This window comes from Pseudomonas sp. LAIL14HWK12:I1, from assembly GCF_003202095.1.
GTDB lineage: Bacteria > Pseudomonadota > Gammaproteobacteria > Pseudomonadales > Pseudomonadaceae > Aquipseudomonas > Aquipseudomonas monteilii.
Genome location: NZ_QJKG01000006.1, coordinates 14196 through 40302, shown reverse-complemented (window position 1 = coordinate 40302; position 26107 = coordinate 14196). Strand labels below are relative to the sequence as shown.

23 protein-coding genes and 1 pseudogene are annotated in these 26107 nt (G+C 61.5%); 7 read left to right on the top strand and 17 right to left on the bottom strand.

Features of this window, described 5'->3' with window-relative positions; genetic code table 11:
* The first annotated feature begins 39 nt into the window (after positions 1-39).
* Entirely contained in the window at positions 40-1998 is a 1959-nt protein-coding gene (locus D906_RS16200) for an alkyl/aryl-sulfatase (RefSeq protein ID WP_025754098.1), read from the top strand.
* A gap of 18 nt (positions 1999-2016) precedes the next feature.
* Here the strand turns inward: D906_RS16200 and D906_RS16195 are convergent, their stop codons facing one another.
* The 3 genes from D906_RS16195 to D906_RS16185 are packed head-to-tail and all read right to left on the bottom strand — an operon-like array spanning position 2017 to position 4045.
* Positions 2017-2316: a DUF202 domain-containing protein gene (locus D906_RS16195; RefSeq protein ID WP_027615633.1), complete on the bottom strand. Its 300-nt coding sequence runs from the start codon at positions 2314-2316 to the stop codon at positions 2017-2019.
* Positions 2306-2695: a YidH family protein gene (locus D906_RS16190; RefSeq protein ID WP_025754096.1), complete on the bottom strand. Its 390-nt coding sequence runs from the start codon at positions 2693-2695 to the stop codon at positions 2306-2308. Before D906_RS16190 ends, D906_RS16195 begins: the two co-directional genes overlap by 11 nt.
* Before the next feature lie 12 nt (positions 2696-2707).
* Positions 2708-4045 carry a DUF1329 domain-containing protein gene (locus tag D906_RS16185; RefSeq protein ID WP_019097003.1) on the bottom strand — a complete coding sequence of 446 codons (1338 nt, stop codon included), beginning with the start codon at positions 4043-4045 and terminating at the stop codon, positions 2708-2710.
* 150 nt (positions 4046-4195) lie between these two features.
* On the opposite strand from D906_RS16185, the gene D906_RS16180 reads away from it, so the two are divergent.
* On the top strand, positions 4196-5158 hold the full coding sequence (locus D906_RS16180) for a LysR family transcriptional regulator (RefSeq protein WP_025754094.1): 963 nt from the start codon (positions 4196-4198) through the stop codon (positions 5156-5158).
* Here D906_RS16180 and D906_RS16175 read toward each other — a convergent pair.
* From D906_RS16175 to D906_RS16150, 6 genes are all read right to left on the bottom strand, one after another.
* On the bottom strand, positions 5143-6453 hold the full coding sequence (locus tag D906_RS16175; RefSeq protein ID WP_033693705.1) for an MFS transporter: 1311 nt from the start codon (positions 6451-6453) through the stop codon (positions 5143-5145). The two genes, D906_RS16180 and D906_RS16175, sit on opposite strands and share 16 nt — an antisense overlap.
* Positions 6454-6517: 64 nt before the next feature.
* Positions 6518-7681 carry an acyl-CoA dehydrogenase family protein gene (locus D906_RS16170; protein WP_025754092.1) on the bottom strand — a complete coding sequence of 388 codons (1164 nt, stop codon included), beginning with the start codon at positions 7679-7681 and terminating at the stop codon, positions 6518-6520.
* A gap of 15 nt (positions 7682-7696) precedes the next feature.
* Positions 7697-9244 (bottom strand): AMP-binding protein, encoded by a 1548-nt coding sequence (locus D906_RS16165; protein ID WP_027615634.1) that lies wholly within the window; start codon positions 9242-9244, stop codon positions 7697-7699.
* A gap of 502 nt (positions 9245-9746) precedes the next feature.
* Positions 9747-10199 (bottom strand): DUF3429 domain-containing protein, encoded by a 453-nt coding sequence (locus D906_RS16160; protein ID WP_080587332.1) that lies wholly within the window; start codon positions 10197-10199, stop codon positions 9747-9749.
* 35 nt (positions 10200-10234) lie between these two features.
* Positions 10235-10795 (bottom strand): GTP cyclohydrolase I FolE, encoded by a 561-nt coding sequence (folE, locus tag D906_RS16155; protein ID WP_019096391.1) that lies wholly within the window; start codon positions 10793-10795, stop codon positions 10235-10237.
* A complete protein-coding gene (locus D906_RS16150; protein ID WP_081741878.1) occupies positions 10780-11193 on the bottom strand; it encodes a thiol-disulfide oxidoreductase DCC family protein in 414 nt (137 codons plus the stop codon). The genes folE and D906_RS16150 overlap by 16 nt, the downstream gene beginning before the upstream one ends.
* A 228-nt stretch (positions 11194-11421) precedes the next feature.
* On the opposite strand from D906_RS16150, the gene D906_RS16145 reads away from it, so the two are divergent.
* Positions 11422-11760 (top strand): hypothetical protein, encoded by a 339-nt coding sequence (locus D906_RS16145; RefSeq protein WP_081741879.1) that lies wholly within the window; start codon positions 11422-11424, stop codon positions 11758-11760.
* 280 nt (positions 11761-12040) lie between these two features.
* Here the strand turns inward: D906_RS16145 and D906_RS16140 are convergent, their stop codons facing one another.
* On the bottom strand, positions 12041-12835 hold the full coding sequence (locus D906_RS16140; protein WP_027615635.1) for a substrate-binding domain-containing protein: 795 nt from the start codon (positions 12833-12835) through the stop codon (positions 12041-12043).
* Positions 12836-13018: 183 nt separating this feature from the next.
* On the opposite strand from D906_RS16140, the pseudogene D906_RS26825 reads away from it, so the two are divergent.
* The 3 genes and pseudogenes from D906_RS26825 to D906_RS16120 form a co-directional block, all read left to right on the top strand.
* Positions 13019-13162, top strand: a pseudogene (locus D906_RS26825) (MFS transporter); the annotation flags it as partial.
* 338 nt (positions 13163-13500) lie between these two features.
* The gene (locus tag D906_RS16125) at positions 13501-15021 is read left to right on the top strand and encodes a sensor domain-containing diguanylate cyclase (protein ID WP_027615636.1); all 1521 of its coding nucleotides are present in this window, start codon (positions 13501-13503) and stop codon (positions 15019-15021) included.
* Positions 15022-15035: 14 nt separating this feature from the next.
* On the top strand, positions 15036-15935 hold the full coding sequence (locus D906_RS16120) for a DMT family transporter (protein WP_019096386.1): 900 nt from the start codon (positions 15036-15038) through the stop codon (positions 15933-15935).
* Positions 15936-15983: 48 nt separating this feature from the next.
* On the opposite strand, the gene D906_RS16115 is transcribed toward D906_RS16120, so the two are convergent.
* The 4 genes from D906_RS16115 to D906_RS16100 form a co-directional block, all read right to left on the bottom strand.
* Positions 15984-17237, bottom strand: coding sequence for an OprD family porin (locus D906_RS16115; protein WP_027615637.1), 1254 nt, complete (start codon positions 17235-17237; stop codon positions 15984-15986).
* A gap of 59 nt (positions 17238-17296) precedes the next feature.
* On the bottom strand, positions 17297-18601 hold the full coding sequence (locus D906_RS16110) for a CitMHS family transporter (protein ID WP_016714085.1): 1305 nt from the start codon (positions 18599-18601) through the stop codon (positions 17297-17299).
* Between the two features lie 122 nt (positions 18602-18723).
* Entirely contained in the window at positions 18724-20037 is a 1314-nt protein-coding gene (dctA, locus tag D906_RS16105; RefSeq protein ID WP_025754976.1) for a C4-dicarboxylate transporter DctA, read from the bottom strand.
* Between the two features lie 73 nt (positions 20038-20110).
* On the bottom strand, positions 20111-21190 hold the full coding sequence (locus D906_RS16100; protein ID WP_019096383.1) for a 4-oxalomesaconate tautomerase: 1080 nt from the start codon (positions 21188-21190) through the stop codon (positions 20111-20113).
* 147 nt (positions 21191-21337) lie between these two features.
* Between D906_RS16100 and D906_RS16095 the strand changes: the two genes are divergently transcribed.
* Complete coding sequence (locus D906_RS16095) at positions 21338-22231, top strand: LysR family transcriptional regulator (RefSeq protein ID WP_016714082.1); 894 nt, start codon at positions 21338-21340, stop codon at positions 22229-22231.
* Between the two features lie 60 nt (positions 22232-22291).
* Here the strand turns inward: D906_RS16095 and tcuB are convergent, their stop codons facing one another.
* From tcuB to D906_RS16080, 3 genes are all read right to left on the bottom strand, one after another.
* Positions 22292-23473, bottom strand: coding sequence for a tricarballylate utilization 4Fe-4S protein TcuB (gene tcuB, locus D906_RS16090; RefSeq protein WP_019096382.1), 1182 nt, complete (start codon positions 23471-23473; stop codon positions 22292-22294).
* Positions 23454-24908: an FAD-dependent tricarballylate dehydrogenase TcuA gene (tcuA, locus tag D906_RS16085; protein ID WP_025754975.1), complete on the bottom strand. Its 1455-nt coding sequence runs from the start codon at positions 24906-24908 to the stop codon at positions 23454-23456. Before tcuA ends, tcuB begins: the two co-directional genes overlap by 20 nt.
* A gap of 148 nt (positions 24909-25056) precedes the next feature.
* On the bottom strand, positions 25057-25977 hold the full coding sequence (locus D906_RS16080; protein ID WP_019096380.1) for a LysR substrate-binding domain-containing protein: 921 nt from the start codon (positions 25975-25977) through the stop codon (positions 25057-25059).
* Positions 25978-26107: the final 130 nt, after the last annotated feature.

Here is a 26107-nt window from a genome sequence, read left to right as displayed (position 1 = left end):
CTTAGAGTGTTCGCCCTCAGAACAAAAAGGACCACCTCCATGCGCCTACGCACACTGCCCTGCCTGCTGGCCCTGGCCCTGCCCTTCGCGGCGCTGGCCGACGGGCCGGCCAAGGATGCCACCGACCTCACCCGCCAGATCAATCAGCAATGGTTGCAGCGCCTGCCCTTCGCTGACCGCAGCGACTTCGACAATGCGCGCCGCGGGCTGCTCGAGGCCGTCGACAAGGCTGTGGTCAATGCCGACGGTAAAACCGTCTGGGACCTGCAGCGCTACGCCTTCCTGAAGGGTGAGGCACCGGCCACGGTCAACCCGAGCCTGTGGCGCATCGCCCAGCTCAACACCCTTGCCGGGTTGTTCAAGGTGACCGACCGCATCTACCAGGTGCGCGGCCTGGACCTGGCCAACATGACCTTGATCGAAGGCGAGCACGGCCTGATCGTGATGGACCCGCTGCTGTCGGTGGAAACCGCCAGAGCCGGATTGGCGATGTATTTCCGTCATCGCCCGCAGCGGCCGGTAGTGGCGGTGATCTATACCCACCCCCACGTCGATCACTTCGGCGGGGTGCGTGGGGTGATTGACGAGGCCGAGGTCAAGGCCGGCAAGGTCCAGGTCATCGCCCCACAGGGCTTTTTCGAACATGCCATCAGCGAGAACGTGTTGGCCGGGCCGGCAATGAAGCGCCGGGCGCAATACATGTACGGCGCGCCGCTGCCACGCGGCCCACGCGGCCAGGTGGATGCCGGCCTGGGCAAGGGTGTGCCGGCCAATGCCACGGTAAGCCTGATCGCCCCCACCCGGCTGATCGAACAGCCCTTCGAGACCCTGCGCATCGACGGCATCGATATCGAGTTCCAGCTCACCCCTGGCACCGAAGCGCCCGCTGAAATGAACCTGTGGTTCCCCCAGTTCAAGGCCCTGTGCATGGCCGAGAACGCCTCCCACGTGCAGCACAACGTGCTGACCCTGCGCGGCGCCCAGGTGCGCGATGCCAAGGTGTGGGCGCACTACCTGGACCAGTCGCTGTTGCGCTATGGCGAGCAGGCCGAAGTGGTGTTCGCCCAGCATCACTGGCCGACCTGGGGCGGCGCGGCGATCCGTGACTACCTGGCCGATCAGCGCGACATGTACGCGTTCATCGACAGCCAGACCCTGCGCCTGATCAACCGCGGCCTCGGCCCCACCGAGATCGCCGCCGAGCTGACCACGTTGCCGCCAAGGCTGGCCAGCAAATGGTACAGCCGCGACTACTACGGCTCGCTCAGCCACAACGTGCGCGCGGTGTATCAGCGCTACATGGGCTTTTACGATGGCAACCCGGCAACTCTCAACCCCTTGCCGCCGAGCGAGGCAGGGGCACATTACGTCAAGGCCATGGGCGGCGCCGAGCGGGTGCTGACACTGGCGCGTGAGGCCTATGCCAGCGGCGACTACCGCTGGGTTGCCGAACTCACCCGGCACCTGGTGTTCGCCCAGCCCGACAACGGCGCGGCACGTGAGCTGCAGGCCGACGCCCTGGAGCAATTGGGCTACCAGAGCGAGAACGCCACCTGGCGCAACGCGTACCTGGCCGGCGCGCAAGAGCTGCGCAATGGTGTGGCGCCGGCCGCCAGCAAAGGCGGCAGCGCGGACGACCTGGTACGCGCCCTGACCCCGACGCTGTTCTTCGATTACCTGGGCGTACGCGTAGATGCCGCCAAGGCCGCCGAGCAGGACCTGACCATCAACTGGCGCTTCACCGACCTGAACGAAGACTACGCCCTGACCCTGCGCAACGGTGTGCTCACTCACCGCGACCACACCCGCCATAGGCAGGCGGATGTCGAGGTGAACATGAGCAAGGCTACCCTGGACCGCATCGCCCTGAAGCAGACAGGCTTTCTCAAGGAAGCGACCGTAGGTGATATCGATATCAGTGGCGAGCGCATGAAGTTCATGCGCTTCATGGCTGGCCTGGACGAGCCGGATGGGCGCTTCAATATCGTCACACCCTGAATCACCAATAGCGCCGCCCTAAAGCGAGCGGCGCACCCACACGCCCAGCACCAGGCCCGCCACCCCGAAGGCACAGAGCAGCACGCTCCAGGCGGCCGCCTGGCCCTGCTCGTGGTGCAGCATGCCCAGGCCACGGCGGTACACACCGCGTTCGCACGCCCGGCCAAGCAGCGCCAACAGCGCCGCCAGGCCGGCCACAATCCACATTTCGCCACGCCAGGCAAGGCACGCTACCAACAGCAACGACACCTGCGTGCGCCGCCAGGCCAGCACCGTACGTTCGGCCTGCAGCCCGCTGTCGCCGGCGCTATCCGCCATGCCAACGCGCCCATAGCACGCCGACCAGCGCCACGCAGGCAAGCCCGCACGCCACGCTCAGCAGGGGCACCAGGCGCGGCAAGGGCAGCGGCGCCTCGCGGCGCAGCGCACGCTCCACCGCCAACCAGCGCCAGCCGGCGCCCAGGCTCACCAGCAAGCTGGTAGCCAGCAACGCCAGCTCCATTGCCAGGCGCCCGGACGTATCCCAGGCATGGGCGGCGAAGGTCTCAATGGCGATGGCGCCGCCGAGCAAGGCCAGGGCGGTGCGGATCCAGGCCAGAAACGTACGCTCATTGGCCAGGGTGAAACGCGGGTCGGGCGCCTTGCCTTGCCCAAGCAACCAGCGCTCCCAAAGGGTTTGACGGTGATCGGAATTCATAGAAGCCCTGTGTCAACGCAGGCCTTGGCTGCGCAATGCGCCGGGTGAGAAGTAGGAAGCACTGGTACGCACGTCGAAAGCGTACGGCCTTGGCTGCTCGTTGGTCAGGCCCGACAGCTGGTAACGGCCACTGCGCAGGTCGTAGATCGCCTCCATGGCGTTGACCAACGCCTGACCGGTGACGTGGTAGTAGCTGTGGGCCTGGGCGGTGCGCCACAGCTTGCCCTGGTGATCGAAGAAATCCGCCTCGACGATGGCCCAGCTGTCCTCGTCAAGATAGTAGCGGCGACTGCCGTAGATATGCTTCGCCCCAGGCTTGAGGGTACCCACCACCTCCCACACCCGGTGCAGCTCGTAGCGGGTGGATTGCGGGTTGACGTGGCCGGGCCCGACCAGCGCGGAGTAACCTAGCAGGGGCGACGCCAGGCGATAGCTGTTGTAGGGCACGTGCAAGGCCTTCTTGCCCACCAGGGTCCACTGGTAGAGATCCGGGGCCCCGTTGAACATGTCGCGGCTGTCGGCCGTGCGCAGGCCCGCCGTGCCCGGGGTGATGCTGTCATAGGCCAGCGCCGGGGCACGCCGTACCCGCCGCTGACTGCTGCTGTACAGCCACGAAAGGCGCGGCTGCGCCACCTGATCGAGAGTTTCGTGAAGCACCACGGCATCGCCCGCCAGGCGCGAGGGGGCGGTCATGCGGTAGCTCAGGTAATACAGCACGTTGCCCGTCTGGCCATCTCCCAGTACGTCGGGGCGGGCGAAGTTCTGTTGCAGGCTCATCATCATGAAGCGCCCATCACCACGCGGGGTGATGCTGTCCGAGGCCAGGCTGTAGCTGCCGTTGCGTGGCCGGGTGAGGTGGTTCCACAGCACCTGCAGGCCATTGTCGGGCCTGGGGAATGCGACCACGCCGGCAAATCCCTCCACACCGTTGCCGTCATTGACCAGCCGGGCACTGGTCGCATTGTGCCGGGCCCACTCGCCTACTTGGGCTGGCACCGCGACACTGCGGTGCGAGGGGTATACCGGCAGACGAAACGACTTCGGGTAGCGCTGGAGCAAGGCCACCTGCCCCGCCGTCAGCTGCTCTCGGTACTGGCTGTAGTTGCTGGCAGTGATCACATACAGCGGCTGCTCATCGGCGTACGGGTCCAGGGGTGTGCCATTGATTGCCAGCGACACCTGCCCCGCCTGCAGGCCACCGTTCCATGTCGGAATGCGGCCGTCGCCGCTGGGCCCGCGGTCGGCCCCCACCGGCGTCAGGTCTTGAAGCAGCGGCTTGGCTTCCACGTGTGCTGCCAGCAGGCTGGCGGTGACGAGCAGGATGCTGCGTAGCAGGGCGACAGGTTTCATCGGGCTTGGCCTCTTGTTGTTGTGTTGTCCTGGCCGGGCTTGCCTTGGCCCGCCCTTTCGGGGTGATACTAGGAGCCGCGCTTCGGACCCCACAAATAACGTGTTCGGATACGTGCCATAACAGTTCGGCATACCCTTGGAACCGCTCCAATGACCCTGAAACAGCTCCGCTACCTGATCGCCATCGTCGAAGCCGGCAGCTTCTCTTCGGCGTCTCGCCGCGCCTACATTGCTCAACCGGCATTGAGCAGGCAGATCAGCCTGCTGGAAAGTGAACTGGAAATGCAGTTACTGGACCGCCAGCACGATGGCATTGCCCTGACCGATGCCGGTCGCCAGCTCTACGAGGTGGCCCGGCAGGTGGTGCAGAAACTCGATTCGGTGAAGGACGAGCTGAAATCCAGCCGCGGCGACCCCAAGGGCCACGTGGCCATTTCCATCCCGGCCACCGCGGCCGACCTGCTGCTGCCGGAAATCGTCAGGCGCGCCGAACAGCGTTTCCCGGGCGTGACCCTGACGGTGTGGGACGGCCTCAGCCGCGAAGGAGGCCAGGCCATCGAGCTGGGTAAGGTGGACTTCGGCGTGGTACCCAATGCCGAGGAACTCGACCATGTCGAGGCCGAGCCGATCTTCACCGAGGCGCTGTACTGGGTCGGCGCATCAGCCCCTGGCACCCCCGACACCATCACCCTCGCAGAAGCCGCCGCCACCCGCCTGGTGCTACCGCCCAGGGCGCTGCACCTGCGCCGGCGCATCGAGCAAGCCGCCATGGAAGCCGCCGTCCCACTGACCGCAGCCTACGAACAGCAATCAGCGCCCGGCATCGCCAGCCTGGTGCGCGCCGGCCTGGCGGCGACCATCAGCAACTGGCCGCCGCTGAGCGTACTGCTCGAACCCACGGCGGCGCGGCGCATCGTCGAACCGCGCATCAGCCGCACCATCGCCTTGGCGCACTCCCAGCACAAACCCCTGTCGTTCGCTGCCGGTTGCCTGCGCGACCTGGTGCGCAGCGTGCTGATCGACCTGGTCAACAGCGGCCGCTGGCGGGGCGAGCTGATCGGCAAGGAGGCCGAGCCTCTGGAGTCGGTGCTCGGCGTTCAGCTGGCGGTCTGAGCGCGCGCCTGCCCGCCAGCTGCAGCCGACTCGCGCAGGCGCTGCTGGGTGCGCTGCGGGTTCATGGTGGCCAGGCCCACCAGCCCGGCTACCACCAGCACCGCGCCGCACACCAGGAAGCCCTGGGCATACCCCGCCGGGTGTTCGCTACCCGCACCTTGTACCAGCAAGCCGGTCACCACCGGCGCTGCCAGCCCGGCCAGCGAGGCGATGCCGTTGCCCATGGCGAGGATGCCGCCGCGCTGGGCCGCCGGGGTGAACTCGGCGAGCATTGCCGGGCCCACGGAATACATGACCAAGGCCATGCCACCACTGAAGGTCAGCGCGGTAACCCTTGCGGCCGTGCTCAGGCCAGGCAGCATCAGCGACGCCGACAACAGCCCGCCCAGTATCAAACAGATTGAAACAAATACGCCGCGAGCCACCCGTGACGGCAGGCCACGACGCATCAGGCGCTGGGAGAACCACGCCAGCAGCAAGCTCAGCGGCGTGGTCACGACGACGAACATGACGAAGATCCGCCCGGTCTGCAGCGGGTCGATACCCAGGCCCACTTGCAGGTAACTGGGCACCCAGGTCAGGGTAAGGGCCAGCGACCAGTTGGCGGCGAAGTGGCACAGGTAGTTGCCCAGCACGCTGGGGTCACCCAGCAGCCTGCGATAGGGAATAGCCGGCTCATCGGCCTTGAGCTGGCTGGCACGCAGGCGCTCGAGGGTGCCCTCCTGGCCCAGCCGCCACCACAACAGGCACCAGACCAGGCCGATCAGCGCAAGGATGATGAAATTGGTGCGCCAGCCGTAATGCAGGCTGACCCAGGGGATCATCGCCCCCGCCACCAGCAGGCCCATGGCACTGCCGGCATGCAGCAGGGCCACCGGCAGGTTGCGCCGGTCGTTGGGGAACCACTTGTACAGCGCATGGGTGGCGACCGGCGATGCCGGCCCCTCACCGATGCCCAGCAGAACCCGGCAGGCGACGATGGCCCACAGTGAGGTGGCAAACAGCATCGGCAGCTGGATCAGCGCCCAGAACAGGCCCATGCCCAGCAGCAAAGTGCGGGTGGGGCGCCGGTTGGCCATGAATCCACCGACCACGGCGGAGATCGCGAAAAACCAATGCAAGGCGCCGCCGATCAGGCCGAACTCGGTGGCCGTCAGGCCCAGTTCGGCGCTCATCGGCACCGCTACCAGGCCGATCACCACCTTGTCGAGAAAGTTGACCAGCATCAGCAGGGCCAGCAGCGCGGCCACCAGCCAGGCGGTACGGGGGTTGGGCAGGGAAGAATCCGCAGTCATGGCGAGTACTCTTGTTATTGTTGTGGGGTGTTGCAAAAAGGCCGCCGCAAGGGCGGCCCGTCCTTCAGGCAGGCATCAGTACGCCTTTGGCGATGGTGTTGCGCTGGATCTCGCTGGTGCCGGTAAGGATACGCATCATCCGCGTGGCGCGGAAAATCCACTCCACCGGGTGGCCCTGCAGCAACCCGGCGCCGCCGTGCACCTGCACCGCTTTGTCGGCGATGCGGAAGGCAGCCTCGGAGACGAACAGCTTGCACATCGGCGCCTGGGTGCGGATATCGCCCCCTGCGTCGTTCACCTGGGCCGTGGCGTAGACCATGCTGCGCGCAGCGTGCAGCTCGGTGGCCATGTCGGCGATCATGTGGTTGACCGCCTGGAACATGGCGATCGGCTGGCCGAACTGCTTGCGGCTTCGTGCATGCTCGATCGACAGTTTCAGCGCCAGGCCGGCCATCCCCAGCAGGGTCGGGCAATGCAGCAGGCGGTTGAGGGTGATGCGCCCCATGGCCAGTTTGAACCCCTGCCCCTCTTCACCGATCAGGTTGGCTGCGGGCACGCGCACCTGGTCAAGCACGATGTCGCCGTGGGCACCGCCACCGGACATCACCGAATACTCGCTGTCGATTCGCACACCCGGGGCGTTGAGGTCGACGAAGAACGCCGAAATGCCCTGGGCGCCCTTACTCGGCCCGGTCACCGCCAGCAGCACCGCCAGGTCGGCGTAGGTGGCGCCAGAGATGTAACGTTTGCTGCCGCTGAGCACATAGTGGTCGCCGTCGCGGCGGGCCTGGGTAGAAATGGCGGTGGCATCGGAGCCGGCCTCGGCTTCGGTCAAGGCAAAGCACACGGCCTTTTCAGCGCGGCACACTGGCTTGAGAAAAGTCTCGACCTGGTAGGGGCTGGCCACCTTGAACAGGTGGCCAACCCGCGGCGGCCCCGACAGCTCGCCCAACACGTGTGAGGCGAGCATGGAGCCTGTCAGCACCGTAGCCTCCTTCACCGCGCACAAGTCGGCCACGTTCAGGCCGGCCCCGCCCATGCTTTCGGGCAGCATGACGGTGTACAGGCCCTGCTCGCTGGAAAGCTTCCATACCTGCCGCAGCACCGGCTGGGGGTGCGGGCGAGCCCAGTCCAGCTGTGCCTGCTGTTCCAGCGGGCGTACCTGATCGCGGACAAAACCCTCGATCGCTTCGATAATCTGCGCAGCCTTTGCACTGGGTTGATACATGGTGAAGCTCCCTGGTCAGATACGACGTTCGCTGTGTTGCCAGTAGGTGTCCCGGACCAGGCGGCGTACCACCTTGCCATTGGGGTTTTTCGGCAGTTCGCTGACAAAGTCGACGCCGCGCGGCTTCTTGAAACCGGCCAGCGCACGGCCGCAACGCTCGATCAGCTCGGCGGCCTCCAGTTGCGCCTCGGGCTTGAGCACGACCACTGCGCGCACCGCTTCGCCCCACTGCGAGTCGGGCACGCCGACCACCGCCACCTCGAACACTTCGGGGAAGCCGTAGATCACCTGCTCCACTTCGCTGGGGTACACGTTGAAACCGCCGGAGATGATCATTTCCTTCTTGCGATCGACGATGAACACGTACCCCTGGGCGTCGACCGTCGCCAGGTCGCCGGTAAGGTAATAACCGTCGCGCATCACTTCTGCGGTGAGCGCCGGGGCGCGCCAGTAGCCCTGCATCACGTCGGGGCCCTTGACCACGATCTCGCCGACTTCACCCGGGGCCACATCCTCGAACGCCTCGTTGACCACTCGCAGGTCGGTCTCGAAGTAGCACCGCCCGCAGGAGGCCAGGCGCCGATAATCGCCGTCTTCCACCAGGTGGTCCTGCTCGGTCAGTACAGTGACCAGCGAACAGGTTTCACCGGCGCCGTAACCTTGCGCGAGAATCGGCCCGAACAGTTCGATGGCCATTTTCACCAGGGCCGGTGCCATGGGCGCGGCGCCGTACATGACCAGCTTCAGGCTGGACAGGTCGAAGCGTTCAACGCCGGGGTAATTGACCAGGCGGTTGATCATCGCCGGCACCAGGAACAGCCGCGTCACCCGTTCGCGTTGGATGGTCTCCAGCAATAGGCGGTCGTCATAACGGTCGAGCAGCAGGTTGCAAGCGCCCACCGCCAGCAGCGGCATGATCTGCATACCGCTGGCATGGGTGATGGGCCCCACGTGGGCCATGACGTCGCCTGGCGCGGAGCGCCGTGTGGGGCTGGCAATGCTCTTGCGCACCAGCGCCTTGCGGTTGCCGAACGACAGCATCGCAGCCTTGAGCACGCCGGAGCTGCCGGACGTGTAATGCAGCACGGCCAGCGCATCGTCGGCCGGGTCCAGGCCCAGCGGTGCCTCACTGCCGCGCTCGAGCAACGCGGCATAACCTAGATCACCGCCCTCGCCTTCCAGCGCGATCAGCTGGCGCAGCAGCGGCAACTCCCTACGCCTCGCTGCCAGCGCCTGGGCAAAACTGGCATCGGTTATTAGTGCAACGCTGCAGGAGTCTTCCAGCACACGCACCACTTCATCCACTGACAGCCGCGCATTGATCGGCACCTTCACCATCGCCGCCTTGTACAGCGCCACTTCCGCTTCGACCAGCTCCACGCGGTTGGCGGCGAGAATCGCCACATGCTCGCCGACACCCACGCCCAGCGTACCCAGCGCTGAGGCCAAGCGGTTGCTGCGGCGCTCCAGCTGGGCGTATGTGACGCGCGTCTGGCTGTCCGCCACGGCGATGTGGTTCGGCCAGTAGCGGGCACTTCGGGTAATGATCGTTCCAAGGTTCACGTTGTTGTTCTCGTCGACAGGAAGACATCGACGATGCTAATCAGCTGTGCGCGTGCAGATGAAATACAAGTTTCAGATGTAGGCCATAACTTTATTGGCTAGCGTAAGGCCTAGACATGCTGGGGCTGGCGATCGGTTGGGATATGGCAGTCATCGTTTGTGGCAGCGTCGTTTCATGAGAGAGCGATTTCGACCAATAACGGATACCCCTCAACGCTCTGTAGTCAGTGCCGGCCTTCAGATGTCCGCTATGGGGCGAAAGCTGACAGTCGCAGAGTGACCGATATCGACCCAAAGCGGTCATGCCGAACGGCATCCTCAGGCCATGAGCAGTCTTCATTCATGGCTGCTTTATATTTAGACGGGTCTAATAATTCGTATAATTTGAATCGCCCCTGGTTTCCTAGATCCCTCCAGGTCTCATTAAAAGGCTTGGAGGTGTCTAGGACACCAGGGGCGATTCAGGGTGCCCAACCGCTCACATCGGGATAATGAGTTCAATCTAAAAAACCAGTACAAGCGCACCAATTAGCAAACACACACTTGCGACTATGGTTAAACGTACTCGCATAGGCCAGTACCACCCAGGCAAAATATTGACCAATTTACGATCTTGCCAAAGATGCCCAATGAAACCACAAGCTAATACCAAGCAGCCCCATGACACAGGTAACAACATGCTAACCCAACCGATGAGGGCTGGAATAACACTCCACACGAGCCTCTCCTGTCGTCCATTTGCAGACAATCCCTGTAACGTCATAGCGAAACCCCAATGCAAGGCCCCGACAAAACTCAGTATCACAGCCCCATAGCCAACCAAAGCAACAGATAGAAAATCTCGGTAATCAGTCGCTAAACAAATCAGCAGTGCCACACCAACGAACGGCAGCAAGCCACTATAACCCAGGACTTTAAAACGATTTGAAGATAACGTATTGAAAACTGCACTCATGGGCACGTTCTTCCTATGCGGCTAGGGATCATATTTCAGGTATGTCGCCCAATGAGGTTGAGGAATTCGTGCCGGGTAGTCGGGGAGTCTCGGAACTCACCCAGCATTACCGATGAAATCATCACTGAGTTCTGCTTTTCTACACCTCGCATCATCATGCACATGTGCTTGGCCTCGATAACGACGCCAACACCTGCCGCATCAGTCACTTCCTGCATGGCACACGCAATCTGTCTAGTCAAATTCTCTTGAATCTGCAAACGGCGGGCAAACATATCGACTACGCGCGCCACTTTGGAAAGCCCTAATACTCGTCCTGTTGGCAGGTAGGCGACATGCGCTTTCCCAATAAACGGCAACATGTGATGCTCGCACAATGAGTACAACTCAATATCGCGAACGACCACCATCTCATCATTCTGACTTTCGAACAAAGCGCCATTGACTAGCTCAGCTAGGCTCTGGGTATAGCCATTGCATAGATATTGCATCGCTTTGGCAGCACGTTGGGGGGTATCCAAGAGCCCTTCTCGCTGCGGGTTTTCACCAACGCCAACAAGGATTTCACGATAATGCTCGGCTAGCGAATGTGACATTTGGATTCCTCACCTTTGCAACGTTGCCTACCCTCGGGATGGGGTAACCAGGCCAAACTTGGCCTCAAACGACAGAACAACCTGTACAGAACTGAAAGCAAAGGACGTAGCGGACGCCAAGCCAGTGGAGCGGCCCACATCCCAACACCGGCAGCACGCCAGCTCCAAAGGGTAGCGTCCAAGCCTGTTACCCAATGATCGTTCGCGAACCTTGCGTGCAAGCACGATCTCATTTGCTCAATCGACAGGCCAAGAGGTATGGGATCGAAGTCATCGCCATCGATATCGATCAGGATGAGCTTTGCTGCAGTTGAACGCCTGCGCAGGAAGGCAACCTCCCTGGCGCACAATGGGCAGGCACCGTCAAAATAAAGGGTCAAAGGCCACTGGCAATACATGTACAACACCTCAGTTTTGTACAGGTTTTGTATAAGTTAGCGGAACCCGCGAAATTAGCAATGGCCGTGATGAGGGATCACCTCGTAAAGCGCCCACTCACTGGAGGCTGGTGGGTTCAGTAGCTTCAGGCGGATGACGGGCTCCGGCTAGAGACGTCAAGCCATAGCCGGGATCGAAGGTAGTTAGGTGAATCCGCGACGTGCGGAATCAACAAGACGGTAAAGCAGATGCAGGGCATCGAACTCGCCGACTTCATCAATTTCTACCTGTCCCGCAAGCACCGCGATGAGAAAGGGAAAGGTTGCACCCTAGCGGCACTGGGCGGAGACGCCGCTCGACAGTTCGATGACATCAAAGCAGCTTACGAGGCTGGGATTGAAAAGTTGCTGGAGGTTTTACAGGGCGAGGATGACGAACCGAAAGCAAGTCGTGCGGAAATCATCGACACCTTCGCACACGCCCTCGGTGCCTTGATTCTGTCTCGCGCTTGTCCGGACGACTCACCACTTGCTGATGAAGTGCTCAGCGTGTGCCATGAGCAGATCATGGCCAAATTGACGCCCTGAGGCAGGCCCATCCATTCCCCATGAGCGTCACTGCTCAAGCATGAGTCCTTTCCACTTGAAAGGTGGGCGCCCTGGTATGGAGATCAAGCCCCCCGCATCTGCGGCGTTCTCGGCCACTTCCCTCGGCGCATAGGCGGAAGCATAAACCGGCTGTTTCTGACCGTTGAGCTGGCCTATCCGGGGTTGATGCCACGACCCCATGCAGACACTCGCAGAGCGAAGGCTGCGACAAGACCGGCGTGTCTTGCCGCAGCCCCTGTGTCGATGTCGGCGCTCGCAGTCAGCTTGCTGCATGGGGGAGCGGCGTCAAGCCACTCTCTTTGATCGCTGCGTCGGCTTCTGGCGATGCCAGGTAGTCGAGGAGCGCCTGGGCTGCGGCATGATGCTGACTCTTACTGACAACAGCGCCCGAATACATGGTCATTTTCTGCGCTTCAGCCGGGATCAGACCGACGATGTCGATACCCTTTACTGGCTTAAGCTCACTTAGCTGTTGAAAGCCGATCTGTGCTTGGCCGCGAGCGATCACAGCACCGACAGGCTCGGCAGGTATCATGTGAGCCTTAGACTCGAACTGGTCACCAAGCTGCATGCGAGGGAACAGAGTCTTGGAAAGGTATACCCCGCTTGCGCTGTCGGAGTATGCGACAGAGTTGCTATTTTGCAGCACCGTGCGCAATGTCTGCATGGTGCTTATGTCCGGCTTCGGTTCACCTTTTCGAACGGCCATGGCAATGAAGGATTTTCCGAGATCTATTCGACTGGTTTTGTCGGCTTGACCGCTGGCGACCAAGTTGTCGAGGGCGGAACCTACCATCAGTACGACATCCGCCTGCTCACCACGAGCTAATCTGTTTGGAACGGCCTGCGGGGTTTCCCCCATCGAAGGAGCGGCAAGAACTTTCAGCTTCACACCATATTTCTTCTCATATACTGGCGCCACTTCCCGGATAGCGCCCATGATGCCGCCGGAGCTCAGAACGGTCAGCGTCTGCTCACCGCCGCGTACCGCGTCAGCAGCCGAGCAGACGAATGAAGTGGTTAGGAGGGTGGCACAGAACAGCACGCGCAGCATTGGAGTTTCTCCACATGTAAAGGCGCAGAATCCTACCGGTCCGAAGCAAAACTTCTGATTAATCAACGATTAAGAATATTTTACTTTTTACCCGCAAATGACATCTACGGGTCGACAGCAGTGAATCGTGGGGTCGCCCACGGGCAAGAACAGCCCGCAAAAGAAATCGGAATATCTATGATGCCCGGCAGCTGCCTGCTGCTGCCGTGGATTCCTTCGTTCGGCGGGGTGGCCCTAACCCAGACGGTCTTTGCGATAGCAGGTTCGCTGTTCGCTCCGGCGATTGCCGCTATCTCGCTCGGCATCGCAGGCCCGGAAGCCTTCACTCCGCCTCAGGCCTCTTAGCGAAAACGCTCCGATTATCTGATCGTATCAACAACTGGGACGAAAGTATCAGTTGGGACATCCTGACAGGGCGCGAACTTTGGAAAGTACCGTGCGCTACGTCCAGGACGCCTTGCCCAATCGTCATGTTCACAGTTCTGAAAACCTTGCGGGGAGATAACAAACGGGGTTTGAAAGAACACGTAATTCTGTCGGACATTCCAGCAACTTCGGTGTTATATTATTCCACATGAACCAGTTGGTTACTTCCTGACCGTCTGGTTAGTTAAAGCGTGTCAGCGCTCAACTTGGTCTTTAGGGAAAAAGGCGTGTGAATTGACGTGAAGCGTGACATCCACCTCGTTGTGCTACTCCTATCGGTCATCGGTTGCTCTCTCGCCTCGTTGACGCTGTGGAAAGTCATGGCCTCTCGCGAGCGCGCCCTGGAAGATGCCAACATCCATGGCCTTAACCTGACCCAGGCACTGTCCACCTACTCGGAAGGTATCATCCGCCAGAGCTCGATTCTGTTGCTTGGCCTGGTCGAGCGCCTGGAAACCGAGGGCGTCGCACCTGCGCAGATCGAACGGTTGGATCAACTGGTCAAGCGCCAGCAACCATTAATGCCGCAGATGAGCGGCATTATGATTTACGCCAAGGACGGGCGCTGGCTGATGTCGTCCAACCGGCCGACCCCCGTCGGCGCCAACAGTAGCGACCGAGCCTTTTTCATCCACCACCGTGACGACCCATCCCGCGACCCTTTCATCGACCTGCCAATCCTTAGCCGCGTCAACCAGGAATGGGTAATCACCATCAGCCGGCGGTTCAACGATGACCACGGCGAATTCGCCGGCGTTGTCGCCATGACGCTTGGCGTGGAGAACTTCCTACAGCTTTTTGGCAAACTGGATGTCGGCCATGACGGTGCCATCGGGCTGGCCTATACCGACGGTTCCATGCTGGTGCGCTATCCGTTTCGGGAACAGGATATGGGGCGCAACTTTTCGAAGTCGCCCATTTTTACCAAGTATCTCGTTGACCATTCAGCGGGCACTGCATCGTTCACCTCCAGCCTGGACGGCGTGGAGCGCCTCTATGCGTTTCGCAAGAGCGACAAGCTACCCCTGGTGACAACGGTCGCGCTGGGCAAGCAGGAAGCACTCTCGGCCTGGCGGCTCGAGGCGCTGCTGTCGTCGCTGGTGGTCGCGGCGCTGCTGGCGCTGACCGGAGCCATTGGCTGGCTACTGATTCGCGCCATGAGCCGGCGAAGCGCGGTCGAAAGCGAGCTTCGACTGACCCAACAGCAGCTGCTTGAGAGCAACCAACAGCTCGAAAGCCTGGCGATGCACGATTCGCTGACGGGGCTTGCCAACAGGCGCTGCTTTGACGAAGCGTTGACCCAGGAGATCCGCATGGCCCATCGAAGCGGGACCCCGCTGGCTTTGCTGATGATCGACATCGACCACTTCAAACGCTACAACGACACCTATGGGCATCCGGCTGGCGACTCCTGCCTGCAGCAGATGGCTTACCTGCTCTCTTCCTGCATCCGCCGCCCTCGCGACCTGCTAGCGCGCTACGGGGGTGAAGAAATGGCCGTTATCCTGCCCGATACCGACATCGACGGAGCGGCCGTCGTCGCCAGGCTGATGCTCGAGCGCTTGGCCTTGCAACCTATCCCTCACGAAGGCAGCCCTTTCGGGCATATGACTGCCAGTATCGGCATCGCCTGCTCCGATGGAACAGCCCTCGACAGCCCGCAATCGCTAATTGAACGCGCCGACCAGGCGCTCTATATCGCCAAGCAAGCTGGCCGCAATCGCCTGCATGTCGATCGGGCGAATGTATTAAACCAATGACAAGGAATGTATTGATGCAATCTCATTTCGGCAAAGGCGTCCTCTTTGCACTCTGCGCCGCAGCACTGAATGCAACGATCGGCGTACTCAGCAAAGTGTTGATGAACAGTGGATTCAGCTCCAGCAGCATCGCCCTGATAAAAACAGTCCTCGGCTGCCTGTTGCTATCGGCATTGCTACTGTTTCTCAAGCGCCCGCTGCATACCGCCAAGTGGATACATGCCGCCGTTTGCGCATTTCTCGGCATTTTTGTGTTGTTCCACTTTGAAACCTCGGCCTATAGCCATTATGCCGCGGCAGGCGTCGTGGTGATTCTGATGGCAAGCGCCTCCATTTCTTCGATTTTGCTGGGACGGATAGTCCTCAAGGACCCGATCACCGCCAACGCGACGGTAGGCGCCGGTTTGACAATAGCCGGCATTGCCGTGATTTTTGGCGCGGACCTGGAACAAGGCTTCACCCTGCAAGGTGCGGTGCTCGCTGCGATCGGAGGCTGCGGTTATGGCGCATTTTCGGTTGCCATGAAGCGCATGGGCGTTTCCGGGGGGCTGCATTTCACTCGCCAACTGTTGTTTTTCGGCAGTCTTTATCTGCTGATGCCGGCTGCAACCGATGGATTCATCATCGGAGAGCTTTCATTGGCGGCAGTCATGGCATTGCTGGCTCTGGCTGCGTTGCCGACCATCCTCGGCTTCTTCTGTACCACCAAGGCCATCGAGTACCTGAAACCCTCGCAAGTCCAGGCGCTGGAGCTAACCGAACCACTGTTTGCCGCACTGCTGGCGTTCGTGGTGCTCAATGAAGTACCGCGGGACACGTTGTACCTGGGGGCCGGGCTGATTCTCTTCGGCCTGTGCTTCTCCAATGAGCTGATCCGACTGGGCAAGAAAGCGCCACAGCCGTCCCAAGCATGAAACGCGTGCGAGCAAGCACCTTAAGACGTGCCTGCTCGCACGGCCGCATTACCAAATCGCGATATCGTAAGTCAGGTAGATCCGGTTGCTGTCGCGCCCTCGGGAAAAGTCAGAGCGGTAGACGTAGTTGCGAAGCTTCACACCCAGACCTTTCACAGGCCCGGATTGCACCACGTAGGCGAGCTCCATGTCACGCTCCCATTCGCTGAGCCCGGCATCAGCCGAGCGACCGTTGTCCCCGCTGAGGTAGCGCGCCATGAAGGTCAGCCCGGGGACACCGGCCGCCGCAAAGTTGTAGGCATAGCTCGCCATCCAGGTTTTTTCTTCCTCCTCGATGAACTTGCCGATGCCAACGTTGCTGAACGAGTAGACCGTTGCGCCGCTGATGTACGGCAACCCAGCCTCGCCGTCGAGTATCTGGTAGCCGGCGCCGAAAGTGTGCCCGGAATGAGCGTACGAAAGCTGCCCACTGAACATGTCGTTGTCGATCTGACCACCATGAGCGGCCCCGCTGTCGCGGCTCTTGAAATAGCGCAAGTCGGTGGTCAACACACCGCCGGCCAACGGCAAGTCGTGGACCAGGCCTAAGTAGTCCTGACGATAGAAGTGTTCGAGCTGGCCGTGGAAATAGCTCACGCGTAGCTGCTTGCTGATGGCATAGTCGGCCCCGCCAAAACTGAAATCGCCAGACTCGCCGCCACTGTAACCATCCAGGAACAGGCCGGTGCTATCGGAGGAGTCGCGCTGCTTGAAGCGGTCCAGATGTCCGGCGGTCAGGGTCAGGCCATCGACATCGGTACTGGTCAGCTGCGTGCCTTGATAGGTCTGCGGCAACAACCGCGCATCGTTGTAGACCAGCACCGGCGTCTTTGGCAGCAAGGTGCCATGCTTGAGCACGGTCTGCCCCAGTCGCGCCTTGGCCGTCACCCCGGCACTGGCGAACTCGTCAGCAGCACGGCCATCGTCATGAACCGGCAGCAAGCCCGTACCGCTGCGGCCGCGGCCCGAATCGAGCCGCACGCCTGCGAGCCCCAGGGCATCGATCCCCAGCCCCAGCGTGCCTTGAGTGAACCCTGACTGATAGTCGAGCAGAAACCCTTGTGCCCATTCCACCCGCTCGCTCTTTGCATTTGCAGCAGCGCGGGCGCTCATGCCTTGTTCGTCGCGGAAGTTTTCGTTGAAGTAAACGTTGCGCAGCTGCAGCTTGAGCTTGCTGTCGTCGATGAATCCGGCGGCACCGGCCACAGGAAGCCAGCCGCACAGCAGGCCACAAGTGGCCCCACGGAAAACAGTTCGGGACATGTTCGATACTCTGTTGTTGTTCTTGGATGAGGTTGGGCGCCAACGGCGCCCTGGACAGATCAGACGAAGAAGGACAAGGCACCCGTGACCAAGGCCAGTGCGGTGATGACCAGCGATGTCAGCACCGCCCATTTCACCGTGGCCTTCTGGAAGTCGCCGATGTCGCGATCGACCATGCCCACCAACAGCAAGGTCGATGCTACCAGCGGGCTCATCAGGTGCACTGGCTGCCCAAGCACCGAGGCGCGGGCGATTTCAACCGGGTCAATGCCATAGGCGGCCGCAGCGTTGGCAAGGATCGGCACCACGCCAAAGTAGTAGGCGTCATTGGACAGTACGAAGGTCAGTGGCATGCTGGTCAGCGCCACAACCAGGGGGAACCAGTGGCTCCAGGCCTCGGGAATCCAGTCGACCAGGGTCTGCGCCAGAGCATCGACCATCTTGGTGCCCGAGAAGATCCCCGCAAAGATGCCGGCGGCGAATACCAGCAGTACCACGGTCATGGCGTTGCCCGAGTGGGCGAGGATGCGCTCCTTCTGCAGCTCCAGCTGCGGGTAGTTGATCATCAGCGCAGCGACGAAACCGATCATGAACAACAGGGCGGAGTGCATGACACCCATCACCAGAGCCGTCATGACGGCAATCACCAGCACAAGGTTCACATAGGCCAAGCGTGGGCGCTTGTGCGGGTTGTCACCGAGGATTTCCTTGATATAGCAGTTGCCGCCCCCTGACTCCAGGGCGATGTTGCCGATGCGTCGCCGCTCGGCACGGCCCAGCAGGAATGCGGTGAACACCACCCATACCGCACCGCCGATAACGGTCGGCAGCATCGGGATGAAATATTCGGTGGCATCCAGCCCGAGCGCGGCAATGGCCCGGGTCGCCGGCCCACCCCAGGGGCTCATGCCACTCATGATGCTCAGCGAGAGCATGGACACCGTTGCCAGGATCATCGGGTTCATGCCAATGCGCTTGTACAGCGGCAGCATGGCTGCGCAGGTAATCATGTAGGTGGTGGTGCCGTCACCATCGAGCGCGACCAGCAGCGACAGCAGCGCGGTACCGATGGCGATCTTGACCGGGTCGCCATTGACACGCTTGAGGATCTTGCGGATTAGCGGGTCGAACAGGCCAGCATCGATCATCAAACCGAAGAACAGGATGGCGAACAGCAACAGGGCCGCTGAAGGCGCCACCATTTTCAAGCCATCGAGCATCATCTTGCCCAGTTCGGGGGCAAATCCACCGATCACTGCGAAGACAATGGGTACTACAGTGAGCGCAACGATTGGCGACAGGCGTTTGCTCATGATCAGGTAGGTGAAGGTCACCACCATGATCAGGCCCAGGAGTGCGAGCATGGTCTTTTCTCTTGTTTTTATTCTGTTACGGCCATCGGCAAGGCAGATGGCCCCTACCCCACTCGGCATCGCTGTGATGCTGAGTGGGATTCTAAGTCAACAATGGGAGGGTAAGAGGCTTTTCAGCCGTGATGCCGGGGCTCCGCAGACCAGTCGGACTGCGTAATATCCGCCTCGTCCGATGTGGCAGGAATGCCGTTCAGGCGGCGTAGCAAGGTTTCCCGTTCACAGGCATTCTCAGACAGTGAGATGACCACGGTGGCCACGGCGTTGCTGGCCAGGCTGGTCAGGGCACGCGCCTCGGACATGAAGCGATCGATGCCGATCAGCAAGGCAAGCCCTGCAAGCGGGATGTCGTGAATGACGGTCAAGGTCGAGGCCAGCGCAACGAAACCGCTACCGGTCACACCCGCGGCGCCTTTTGACGACAACAGCATGATCGCCAGCATCGTCACCGTCTGCCCGAGGCTCAGATCAATGTTGCAGGCTTGGGCGATGAACACCGCCGCCAAAGAAAGGTAGATGGCGGTACCGTCGAGGTTGAAGGAATAGCCGGTTGGCAGCACCAATCCGACCACGCCTTTTTTGCAGCCAAGCTTCTCCAGTTTCTCCAGCATGCGCGGCAGCACAGGCTCGGTGGACGAAGTGCCGAGCACCACCAGGAACTCCTCGCGGAAATAGCGCAGCAGCTTCCACAGGCTGAAACCATGGGCGCGGCAGATGCCGCCAAGCACCACCAGCACGAAAAACGCACAGGCTATGTAGAGCGTACCGACCAGCTTGGCCAATGCGCCAAGGGACGTCACACCGTACTGACCGACGGTGAAGGCCAGCGCACCGAAGGCACCGACCGGGGCGAAGCGCATCAGGTAGCCGAAAATGCGGAACACCATGGTCGAGGCGGACTCCAGCACATCGAGTACCGGCTTGCCCTTCTCGCCCATGGACGACAAGGCAAAACCGCTGAGCACCGCGATGAACAGCACCGGCAACACTTCACCCTTGTTGAACGCACCGATGAATGTGTCGGGAATGATGTGCATGAAGAAGTCGACAACGCTGAGCTTTGCTGCCGACGCGGCGTACTGGCCGAGCCCCGCAGTGCTGAGAGTGGCAGGGTCGATGTTCATGCCGACACCAGGGCGGAACAGGTATACCGCTGCCAGGCCGATCATCAGGCTGATGACGGTCAATACCAGGAACAGCAGCAAGGTTTTGCTCATCAAACGCCCCAGGGAGCGCTTGTCGGTCATCCCGGCAATACCGGTGACGATGGTGCAGAAAACCACCGGCGCGATCATCATCTTGATCAGCTTGATGAACGCATCACCCAGAGGCTTGAGCGCAACGGCCTGTTGCGCCCAGAAGTGACCGACCACCACGCCCAGCAGGACGGCGCAGAGGATCTGGAAGTACAGCGATTTGGCGAGTCTCATGTAGCATCACCCATTGTTGAAATTGTGCGGATGCGCTTGTTGCGAATATACAGGTCTGGGTTACCGCCTGGGCTTACCCCGCCAACCTGCGGAATGTTGGGGCGTAAACGAAGCCTGAGAAAAGCCGGCGGGCAGTTCGCACCACCGAGGCCTGAATCGTCTTGCCATCGACACCGCTGCGTGACAGTGCGACATCGATACCACCACTTGGGTGTTCCAGGCGCACCTCGACCAGTTGCTCGGCGCCCTCGCCCAGCAGTTCGCCGATAACTGTGCCAGGGCTGACGCAGGCAGTCGCCAGCCCTATCGCTCCGGTGATGGCCAGCGCGCGGTGGCAGTTGTGCGGCATGAAGTAGCGAACCTGCACCGTGCCGTCATAGCGGGGCTTGGACACCAGTACCGGCTTCGGGATGACCATACCGCTGACATCACCCAGGCCCATGGCCTTGCCGGCCTTTAGACGCAACGCCTCGAGGCGCTCGAGCAGACCGACGTTGGCATCGAGTTCGGCCGGGGTTTCCGAACCTGTGACACCCAGCTGGCTGGCCTCTACCAACATCATCGGCATGGCCATGTCGATGCAGGTGACCGGTACGCCATCGATCACATCCTTGGCCTTGCCAGTCGGGAAAAGCTTGCCAGTCTTGCTGCCGACCGCATCGAGGAAGGTCAGGTGCACCGGCGCGGCAGTGCCCGGTACGCCATCGATCGCCGTGCGGCCTTCGTAGCGCACGATGCCGCCTGGGGTCTCCACCAGCGAATTGACGAAAGTGCCGGTATTGAGGTTGCGAATACGTACCAGAGTTTTACCGTCCTGGCCTTTGACAAGACCTTGCTCGATGGCGAACGGGCCAACGGCACACAGCATGTTGCCGCAGTTGGGCGCGGTATCGACCCTGCGCTGGGCGACCATGACCTGCACGAACAGGTAGTCGACGTCGGCGTCGGCATGCAGCGAGGGGCTTACAATCGCTACCTTGCTGGTCTGCGGGCTACCGCCACCGATGCCGTCGATTTCCAGTTCATGCCCGGAACCCATCAGGTTGATCAGCAATTCGTCGCGTTCGACCACATTGGCAGGAAGGTCCCATGCATGGAAGAAGGGGCCCTTGGAGGTGCCACCGCGCATGAGTACGCAAGGAATTCGTTGCATGATTTCGCACTCTCGTTGATCAATGGACATCATTGATGCTGTGGACACAAGATTGACAGGGATATATAAATCATTCCAATGCAAATATCGTAGCCATTATTCCGCTTTAAGCATCAATAATGACCAGGGCCAAAGAGCGATTTCGAGATGGAATATGAACTGCAAGACATACGATCTTTCGTGAAAATCGCCGAACTCGGCAGCTTCCATGAAGCTGCGGAAGCATTGCACCTGTCGCAGCCCGCCCTGAGCCGGCGGATTAAAAAGCTCGAGGAAGGGCTGGGCACTTCGCTGCTGGAACGCACTACCCGTCGCGTCAGTCTTACCAGCGTCGGGCGTGACTTCCTGCCCAAGGCCAGGCGCCTGCTGGATGACTTCGAGGACTCGATCCTGAGCATTCGCGAACTCGCCGAACGACAGACCGGCCAGGTCACCCTCGCCTGCATCCCGACCGCGGCGTTCTATTTCCTGCCGTCGGTGATCCGCGATTACAACGAGCAATACCCCAAGATCCGCATTCGTCTGCTGGACCTCAGCGCCAACGACGGGCTTGAGGCCGTACTGCGGGGTGAAGCCGATTTCGGCATCAATATGATGAGCGGCCAGCACCCGGACATCGAGTTCGTCTCCCTGGTACAGGAGCATTTCGTCCTGGCCTGCCGCAGGGACCACAAGCTGGCGAACCGTGAGGCCGTCACCTGGACAGAACTGGCCGACTACCGCCTGATCGGCGTAGGCCGGCTTAGCGGTAATCGGATGCTGCTGGACCATGCCCTGTCCGGTCTCAACCTGCGGCCCAAGTGGTTCTATGAGGTTCAGCACCTGTCCACCTCGCTGGGCATGGTCGAAGCCGGGTTGGGCGTGTCGGCCATGCCCAGCCTGGCCATGCCTAACGCCGACCACCCTACGCTCGTCAGCGTGCCGCTGATCGAACCCCAGGTCACCCGCACCCTGGGATTGGTCTATCGCCGAGGGGCGTCGCTGTCGCCAGCTGCAGAGAAGTTCGTGTCGATCTTGCTGGACAAGTGGCCCAACCGGTGAGCGAAACGCCTTGCGTTTCGCGCGGCGCGGCACAGGGGAAAAAACGGCTGCGTCCATGGTTCACTCCCCTCCCAGGCCCAGTTCGTTGGGCCGGCGTTTCTCGATCGCGAACTTCAAGAGTGCCGCGCTGCGGAACAGGCCATGGGCGAACTTGCCGTAGGGCAGCGTGACGAATAGCGCCATCACAGTGCCCAAATGGATCGCCAGCAGGATCGCCATCGCTGCGGTATCACGCAGGCCAAGCAACGCAAGGCCCGTGATGCTGACCAGCAGCAGAAGCAGGATGAACGCCCGGTCCATGGGCCGCTGGGCAACATCGCCCTGCTCCGGCGCCCTGCGCAGGTTCAGCGCCAACAGCCCGGCCGGCCCGACGATCAAGCCAATACCGCCGAGTGTTCCGAGCAACACCGGTGCACTCAGCAGCGGGTACGGCGCCTGCTGGCCCAGCAGGTAGTGATAGCCGGTGGCGACCACCGTGGCGGCAAAGCACAACATGAAGCCGTAGAAGGTGAAGTGATGGAAGCGCCGGCGCCAGAGCGTGAAGCGATCATCGGCATTGTTGCAACCTTGGCCATGTCCGCCGTCTAGGTATTTCAGGGTCAACGCTGCGCTTGATGCCTCGAACACTGCCCCTTTGGCCGGTTGCGCCAGCGCCTCGGCAGGCGAGACCGAGCGCCAGAAGCGTCGTACAGCCACCGCCAGGGCCAGCGCTGCAGCGGCAAAGACGCTACCGAACATCAGGGCCAGGGTATTGTGTGGGAAGACCGCATAGAAATTACCAGCCAACCGCCCGGGCAGCAGCGTGCCGTTGACGAACAAGGTCAGCAGCAGGAACAGCGACAAGGCTACGGCCAATGCACTGGCAACATAGGTGCCGTTGTGCGTGTAGAGCCGCCCGAAGAGAGCCGGCCACGCATACTCGGTGTATGTCTGGCCGCGCACCTTGGCCATCGCCTGGGGCACGTTTACCGCGAATTCGTGGGGCTGCGCGTACTGGCAGGCATGCAGGCAAGCGCCGCAGTTGTGGCACAGGTTGGCCAGGTAATGGATGTCGGCCTTGGCGAACTCCAGCCTGCGGGTCATTGCCGGGAAAACCGCGCAGAAGCCTTCGCAGTAACGACAGGCGTTGCATATCCGCATTTGTCGGTCCACTTCCCGTTCCTCCAGGTTCAACACCGGGATCAGTTCGAAGGCTGACGGGGCGGCTTCAGGCTGGCGTGGTTCAGGCAGTTGCGCAGTCATGGCGTCTCTCTTTTTCTGGATGTTCATAACCCGCCGCCGCAGCGGCGCTGGTGCCGGCGATACGCCCGAAAGCGGTGCCGATGGACATGCCAACACCTGCGGTGTAGCCCTTGCCCAGTACATTGCCCGCCATCATCTCGCCGGCAACAAACAGGTTCGGGCTGGGACGCCCGTCGAAATGGACGGCGGCGGTTTCATCGGTGCGCAGCCCCAGGTAGGTGAAAGTCACGCCGGGGCGCAGCGGGTAGCCGTAGTAAGGAGGCGTATCGATCGGGCGCGCCCAGTGGCTTTTCACCGGTTCCAGGCCTACGGTGTGGCAGTCGTCCAGCTGGGTGTGGTCGAAAGTGCCCACCTGGCAGGCTCGGTTGTAGGCATGCACGGTTTCGATGAAGGCCTGCACAGGCAAACCGAGCAGGCCGGCCAACGCCTCCAGGCTATCGGCGGTGGCGCCCGGGAAAACCGGTGGCATGAAGCGCCCGAGGGCTTTCCGGTCGATGATCGAGAACCCGACCTGCCCTGGCTGATGCGCGACCAGGCGCCCCCAGATGGCATAGCGCTTGGGCCAGAAGTCCTCTCCTTCATCGTAGAAGCGCTGACCGTCGCGGTTGACCACCACGCCCAGCGACACACAATCGATGCGCGTGCAGATGCCGCCGTCGTATAGCGGTGCGCGGGCATCGATCGCCACCATGTGTGCCTGCGTCGGGTCGCCAATCGTGTCGGCGCCCAGTGCAATCATGCGGCGCAACAGCACCCCATCATTGAAGCGCGTGCCACGGATCAGAAAATTGTCCGAAGGCCACTCCCCTCGCTCGTTCTGCCCCCACGCCTCGCGCAACCATTGGCGGTTAGACTCGAAACCACCGGCAGCAAGCACACAGGTACGCGCCTCGATGCGCTCGGCAGGCAGGTGTCGCCCTTGAACCTCACGTGCCGGCACATGGGCAGCGACGAAGCGTCCGTCCTGCAGTTCGATGTCGGCTACTGGCGTGTCGTAGCGTATCTGTACGCCAAGGTTTTCAGCGCTGCGAAAGTAGGCATTGACCAGCGCCTTGCCGCCGCCCATGAAGAAGGCATTGGTCCGTGCGGTGTGCAGCGCACCAGACAATGAGGGCTGGAAATGCACGCCATGCCGGCGCATCCACCCGCGACAGCTGGAGGATGCGCGAATCACCAGGCGCGCAAGCTTTTCGTCGGTCTGGCCACCGGTGACCTTCAACAGGTCTTGCCAGAACTCCTCTTCCGGGTACGCCTCGAGCAGTACGTCCTGGGGGTCATCATGCATGCACCGCAGGTTACGCGTGTGTTGTGAGTTGCCACCACGCCAGGCGCGGGGTGCGGCCTCGAGCAGCAGCACGCTGGCTCCGGCCTCTCGCGCCATCAGCGCGGCACAGAGGGCGGCATTGCCCCCTCCGATGACTAGCACATCGATCATTTCGCCTCCAGATCACGAAGAGCCGAATGTTCGGCTGCTCCTCGTGACCGGGGACTTTAATGAGAGCCCGGGGTGTGCGAAACGCGATCGTCGGGGGGAGGTATTCAGTTTTTCTAAAGGGGCTGGATGAACGCACCCAGAATCCGGGTCAAAGCAGCCGGGCTCCAGGCCATCGGCCCTGTTCCACCAGATCCCGAGCGACCTCCTGCAGTACGATCCGTGTTGCCAACGCTGCCGGCGAGAGCTCGTCATCGGTCAGGCTGACAATTACATTGCGCCGCTGCGCCTGTGCTTCATCGATGGCAAACACGCGCAGGCCCGCCTGATGCGCCCGGGCCACCGTCGCGCCGGGCTGGATGGTGGCGGCATGGCCCGCACACACGCAATCCATCAACAGCGACAAACCATCGACTTCCATGACGATGCTGGCCTCCAGCCCTGCCCGCTCGAAAATCGAACGCAACGTCGTGCGCAGGCCATGTTGGGTGCTGGGCATCACCAAGGGGAGCGTCGAGATCTGTCGCAACGTCAGCGACTCACCCCACCCGACCTCGACCAACGGAGCGGGAACCAGCACGAACAGCCGCTCCGTCAGAAGCGCCCGGACATCCAGCCGCGGCCCCGTCTCCGTCTGGAACAGTACCGCCAGGTCAAGGTGCCTGGCATTAAGTTGGTTCATCAGATAGCCAGACAACATTTCCACCAGGTGCAGGCGGATGTCCGGATAGCGTTTGCGCATCCTGTCGATCAACGCCAAGCCAAGAATCGATGCGGTGGTCGGTGCCAGCCCTACGCTCGCATAGCCGCTCATGCGGCCACTTTGTGCCGCCAGGACAGCGTGCTCCGCCTGACGAAGCGCCAGGCGCGCATGGTATTCGAAGGCCAGGCCGGCCGCCGTCGGCGAGACGCCGGTACTCGAACGTGTCAAAAGCCGGGTACTCACCTCGCTCTCCAGCTTCGACAGTTGCTGGCTCAGGGCGGAGGCGCCGACCCCGAGCTCGACCGCCGCCCTGCCAAGACTGCCGTAATCCAGAACACTCAGGAAATAGCGAAGCTGACGTAACTCCATGCGAATCTCTTTCAACGATGGGGGTGGTCCTTGAGCATGTTAAACGTATTTGCACAACGTGTGCGGTCAAGCCTTGATCGACATGACCCTGATGCAAAATGCTCGTGCAGCTTGGCTTCCAAAGCAGGCG

What these genes read in the sequence shown, in the direction of transcription:
- D906_RS16200 (WP_025754098.1), top strand. Translation starts at nt 40, where the DNA reads ATGCGCCTACGCACACTGCCCTGCCTGCTGGCCCTGGCCCTGCCCTTC.
- D906_RS16195 (WP_027615633.1), bottom strand. Translation starts at nt 2,316, where the DNA reads ATGGCGGATAGCGCCGGCGACAGCGGGCTGCAGGCCGAACGTACGGTG.
- D906_RS16190 (WP_025754096.1), bottom strand. Translation starts at nt 2,695, where the DNA reads ATGAATTCCGATCACCGTCAAACCCTTTGGGAGCGCTGGTTGCTTGGG.
- D906_RS16185 (WP_019097003.1), bottom strand. Translation starts at nt 4,045, where the DNA reads ATGAAACCTGTCGCCCTGCTACGCAGCATCCTGCTCGTCACCGCCAGC.
- D906_RS16180 (WP_025754094.1), top strand. Translation starts at nt 4,196, where the DNA reads ATGACCCTGAAACAGCTCCGCTACCTGATCGCCATCGTCGAAGCCGGC.
- D906_RS16175 (WP_033693705.1), bottom strand. Translation starts at nt 6,453, where the DNA reads ATGACTGCGGATTCTTCCCTGCCCAACCCCCGTACCGCCTGGCTGGTG.
- D906_RS16170 (WP_025754092.1), bottom strand. Translation starts at nt 7,681, where the DNA reads ATGTATCAACCCAGTGCAAAGGCTGCGCAGATTATCGAAGCGATCGAG.
- D906_RS16160 (WP_080587332.1), bottom strand. Translation starts at nt 10,199, where the DNA reads ATGAGTGCAGTTTTCAATACGTTATCTTCAAATCGTTTTAAAGTCCTG.
- folE (WP_019096391.1), bottom strand. Translation starts at nt 10,795, where the DNA reads ATGTCACATTCGCTAGCCGAGCATTATCGTGAAATCCTTGTTGGCGTT.
- D906_RS16150 (WP_081741878.1), bottom strand. Translation starts at nt 11,193, where the DNA reads ATGTATTGCCAGTGGCCTTTGACCCTTTATTTTGACGGTGCCTGCCCA.
- D906_RS16145 (WP_081741879.1), top strand. Translation starts at nt 11,422, where the DNA reads ATGCAGGGCATCGAACTCGCCGACTTCATCAATTTCTACCTGTCCCGC.
- D906_RS16140 (WP_027615635.1), bottom strand. Translation starts at nt 12,835, where the DNA reads ATGCTGCGCGTGCTGTTCTGTGCCACCCTCCTAACCACTTCATTCGTC.
- D906_RS16120 (WP_019096386.1), top strand. Translation starts at nt 15,036, where the DNA reads ATGCAATCTCATTTCGGCAAAGGCGTCCTCTTTGCACTCTGCGCCGCA.
- D906_RS16115 (WP_027615637.1), bottom strand. Translation starts at nt 17,237, where the DNA reads ATGTCCCGAACTGTTTTCCGTGGGGCCACTTGTGGCCTGCTGTGCGGC.
- D906_RS16110 (WP_016714085.1), bottom strand. Translation starts at nt 18,601, where the DNA reads ATGCTCGCACTCCTGGGCCTGATCATGGTGGTGACCTTCACCTACCTG.
- dctA (WP_025754976.1), bottom strand. Translation starts at nt 20,037, where the DNA reads ATGAGACTCGCCAAATCGCTGTACTTCCAGATCCTCTGCGCCGTCCTG.
- D906_RS16100 (WP_019096383.1), bottom strand. Translation starts at nt 21,190, where the DNA reads ATGCAACGAATTCCTTGCGTACTCATGCGCGGTGGCACCTCCAAGGGC.
- D906_RS16095 (WP_016714082.1), top strand. Translation starts at nt 21,338, where the DNA reads ATGGAATATGAACTGCAAGACATACGATCTTTCGTGAAAATCGCCGAA.
- tcuB (WP_019096382.1), bottom strand. Translation starts at nt 23,473, where the DNA reads ATGACTGCGCAACTGCCTGAACCACGCCAGCCTGAAGCCGCCCCGTCA.
- tcuA (WP_025754975.1), bottom strand. Translation starts at nt 24,908, where the DNA reads ATGATCGATGTGCTAGTCATCGGAGGGGGCAATGCCGCCCTCTGTGCC.
- D906_RS16080 (WP_019096380.1), bottom strand. Translation starts at nt 25,977, where the DNA reads ATGGAGTTACGTCAGCTTCGCTATTTCCTGAGTGTTCTGGATTACGGC.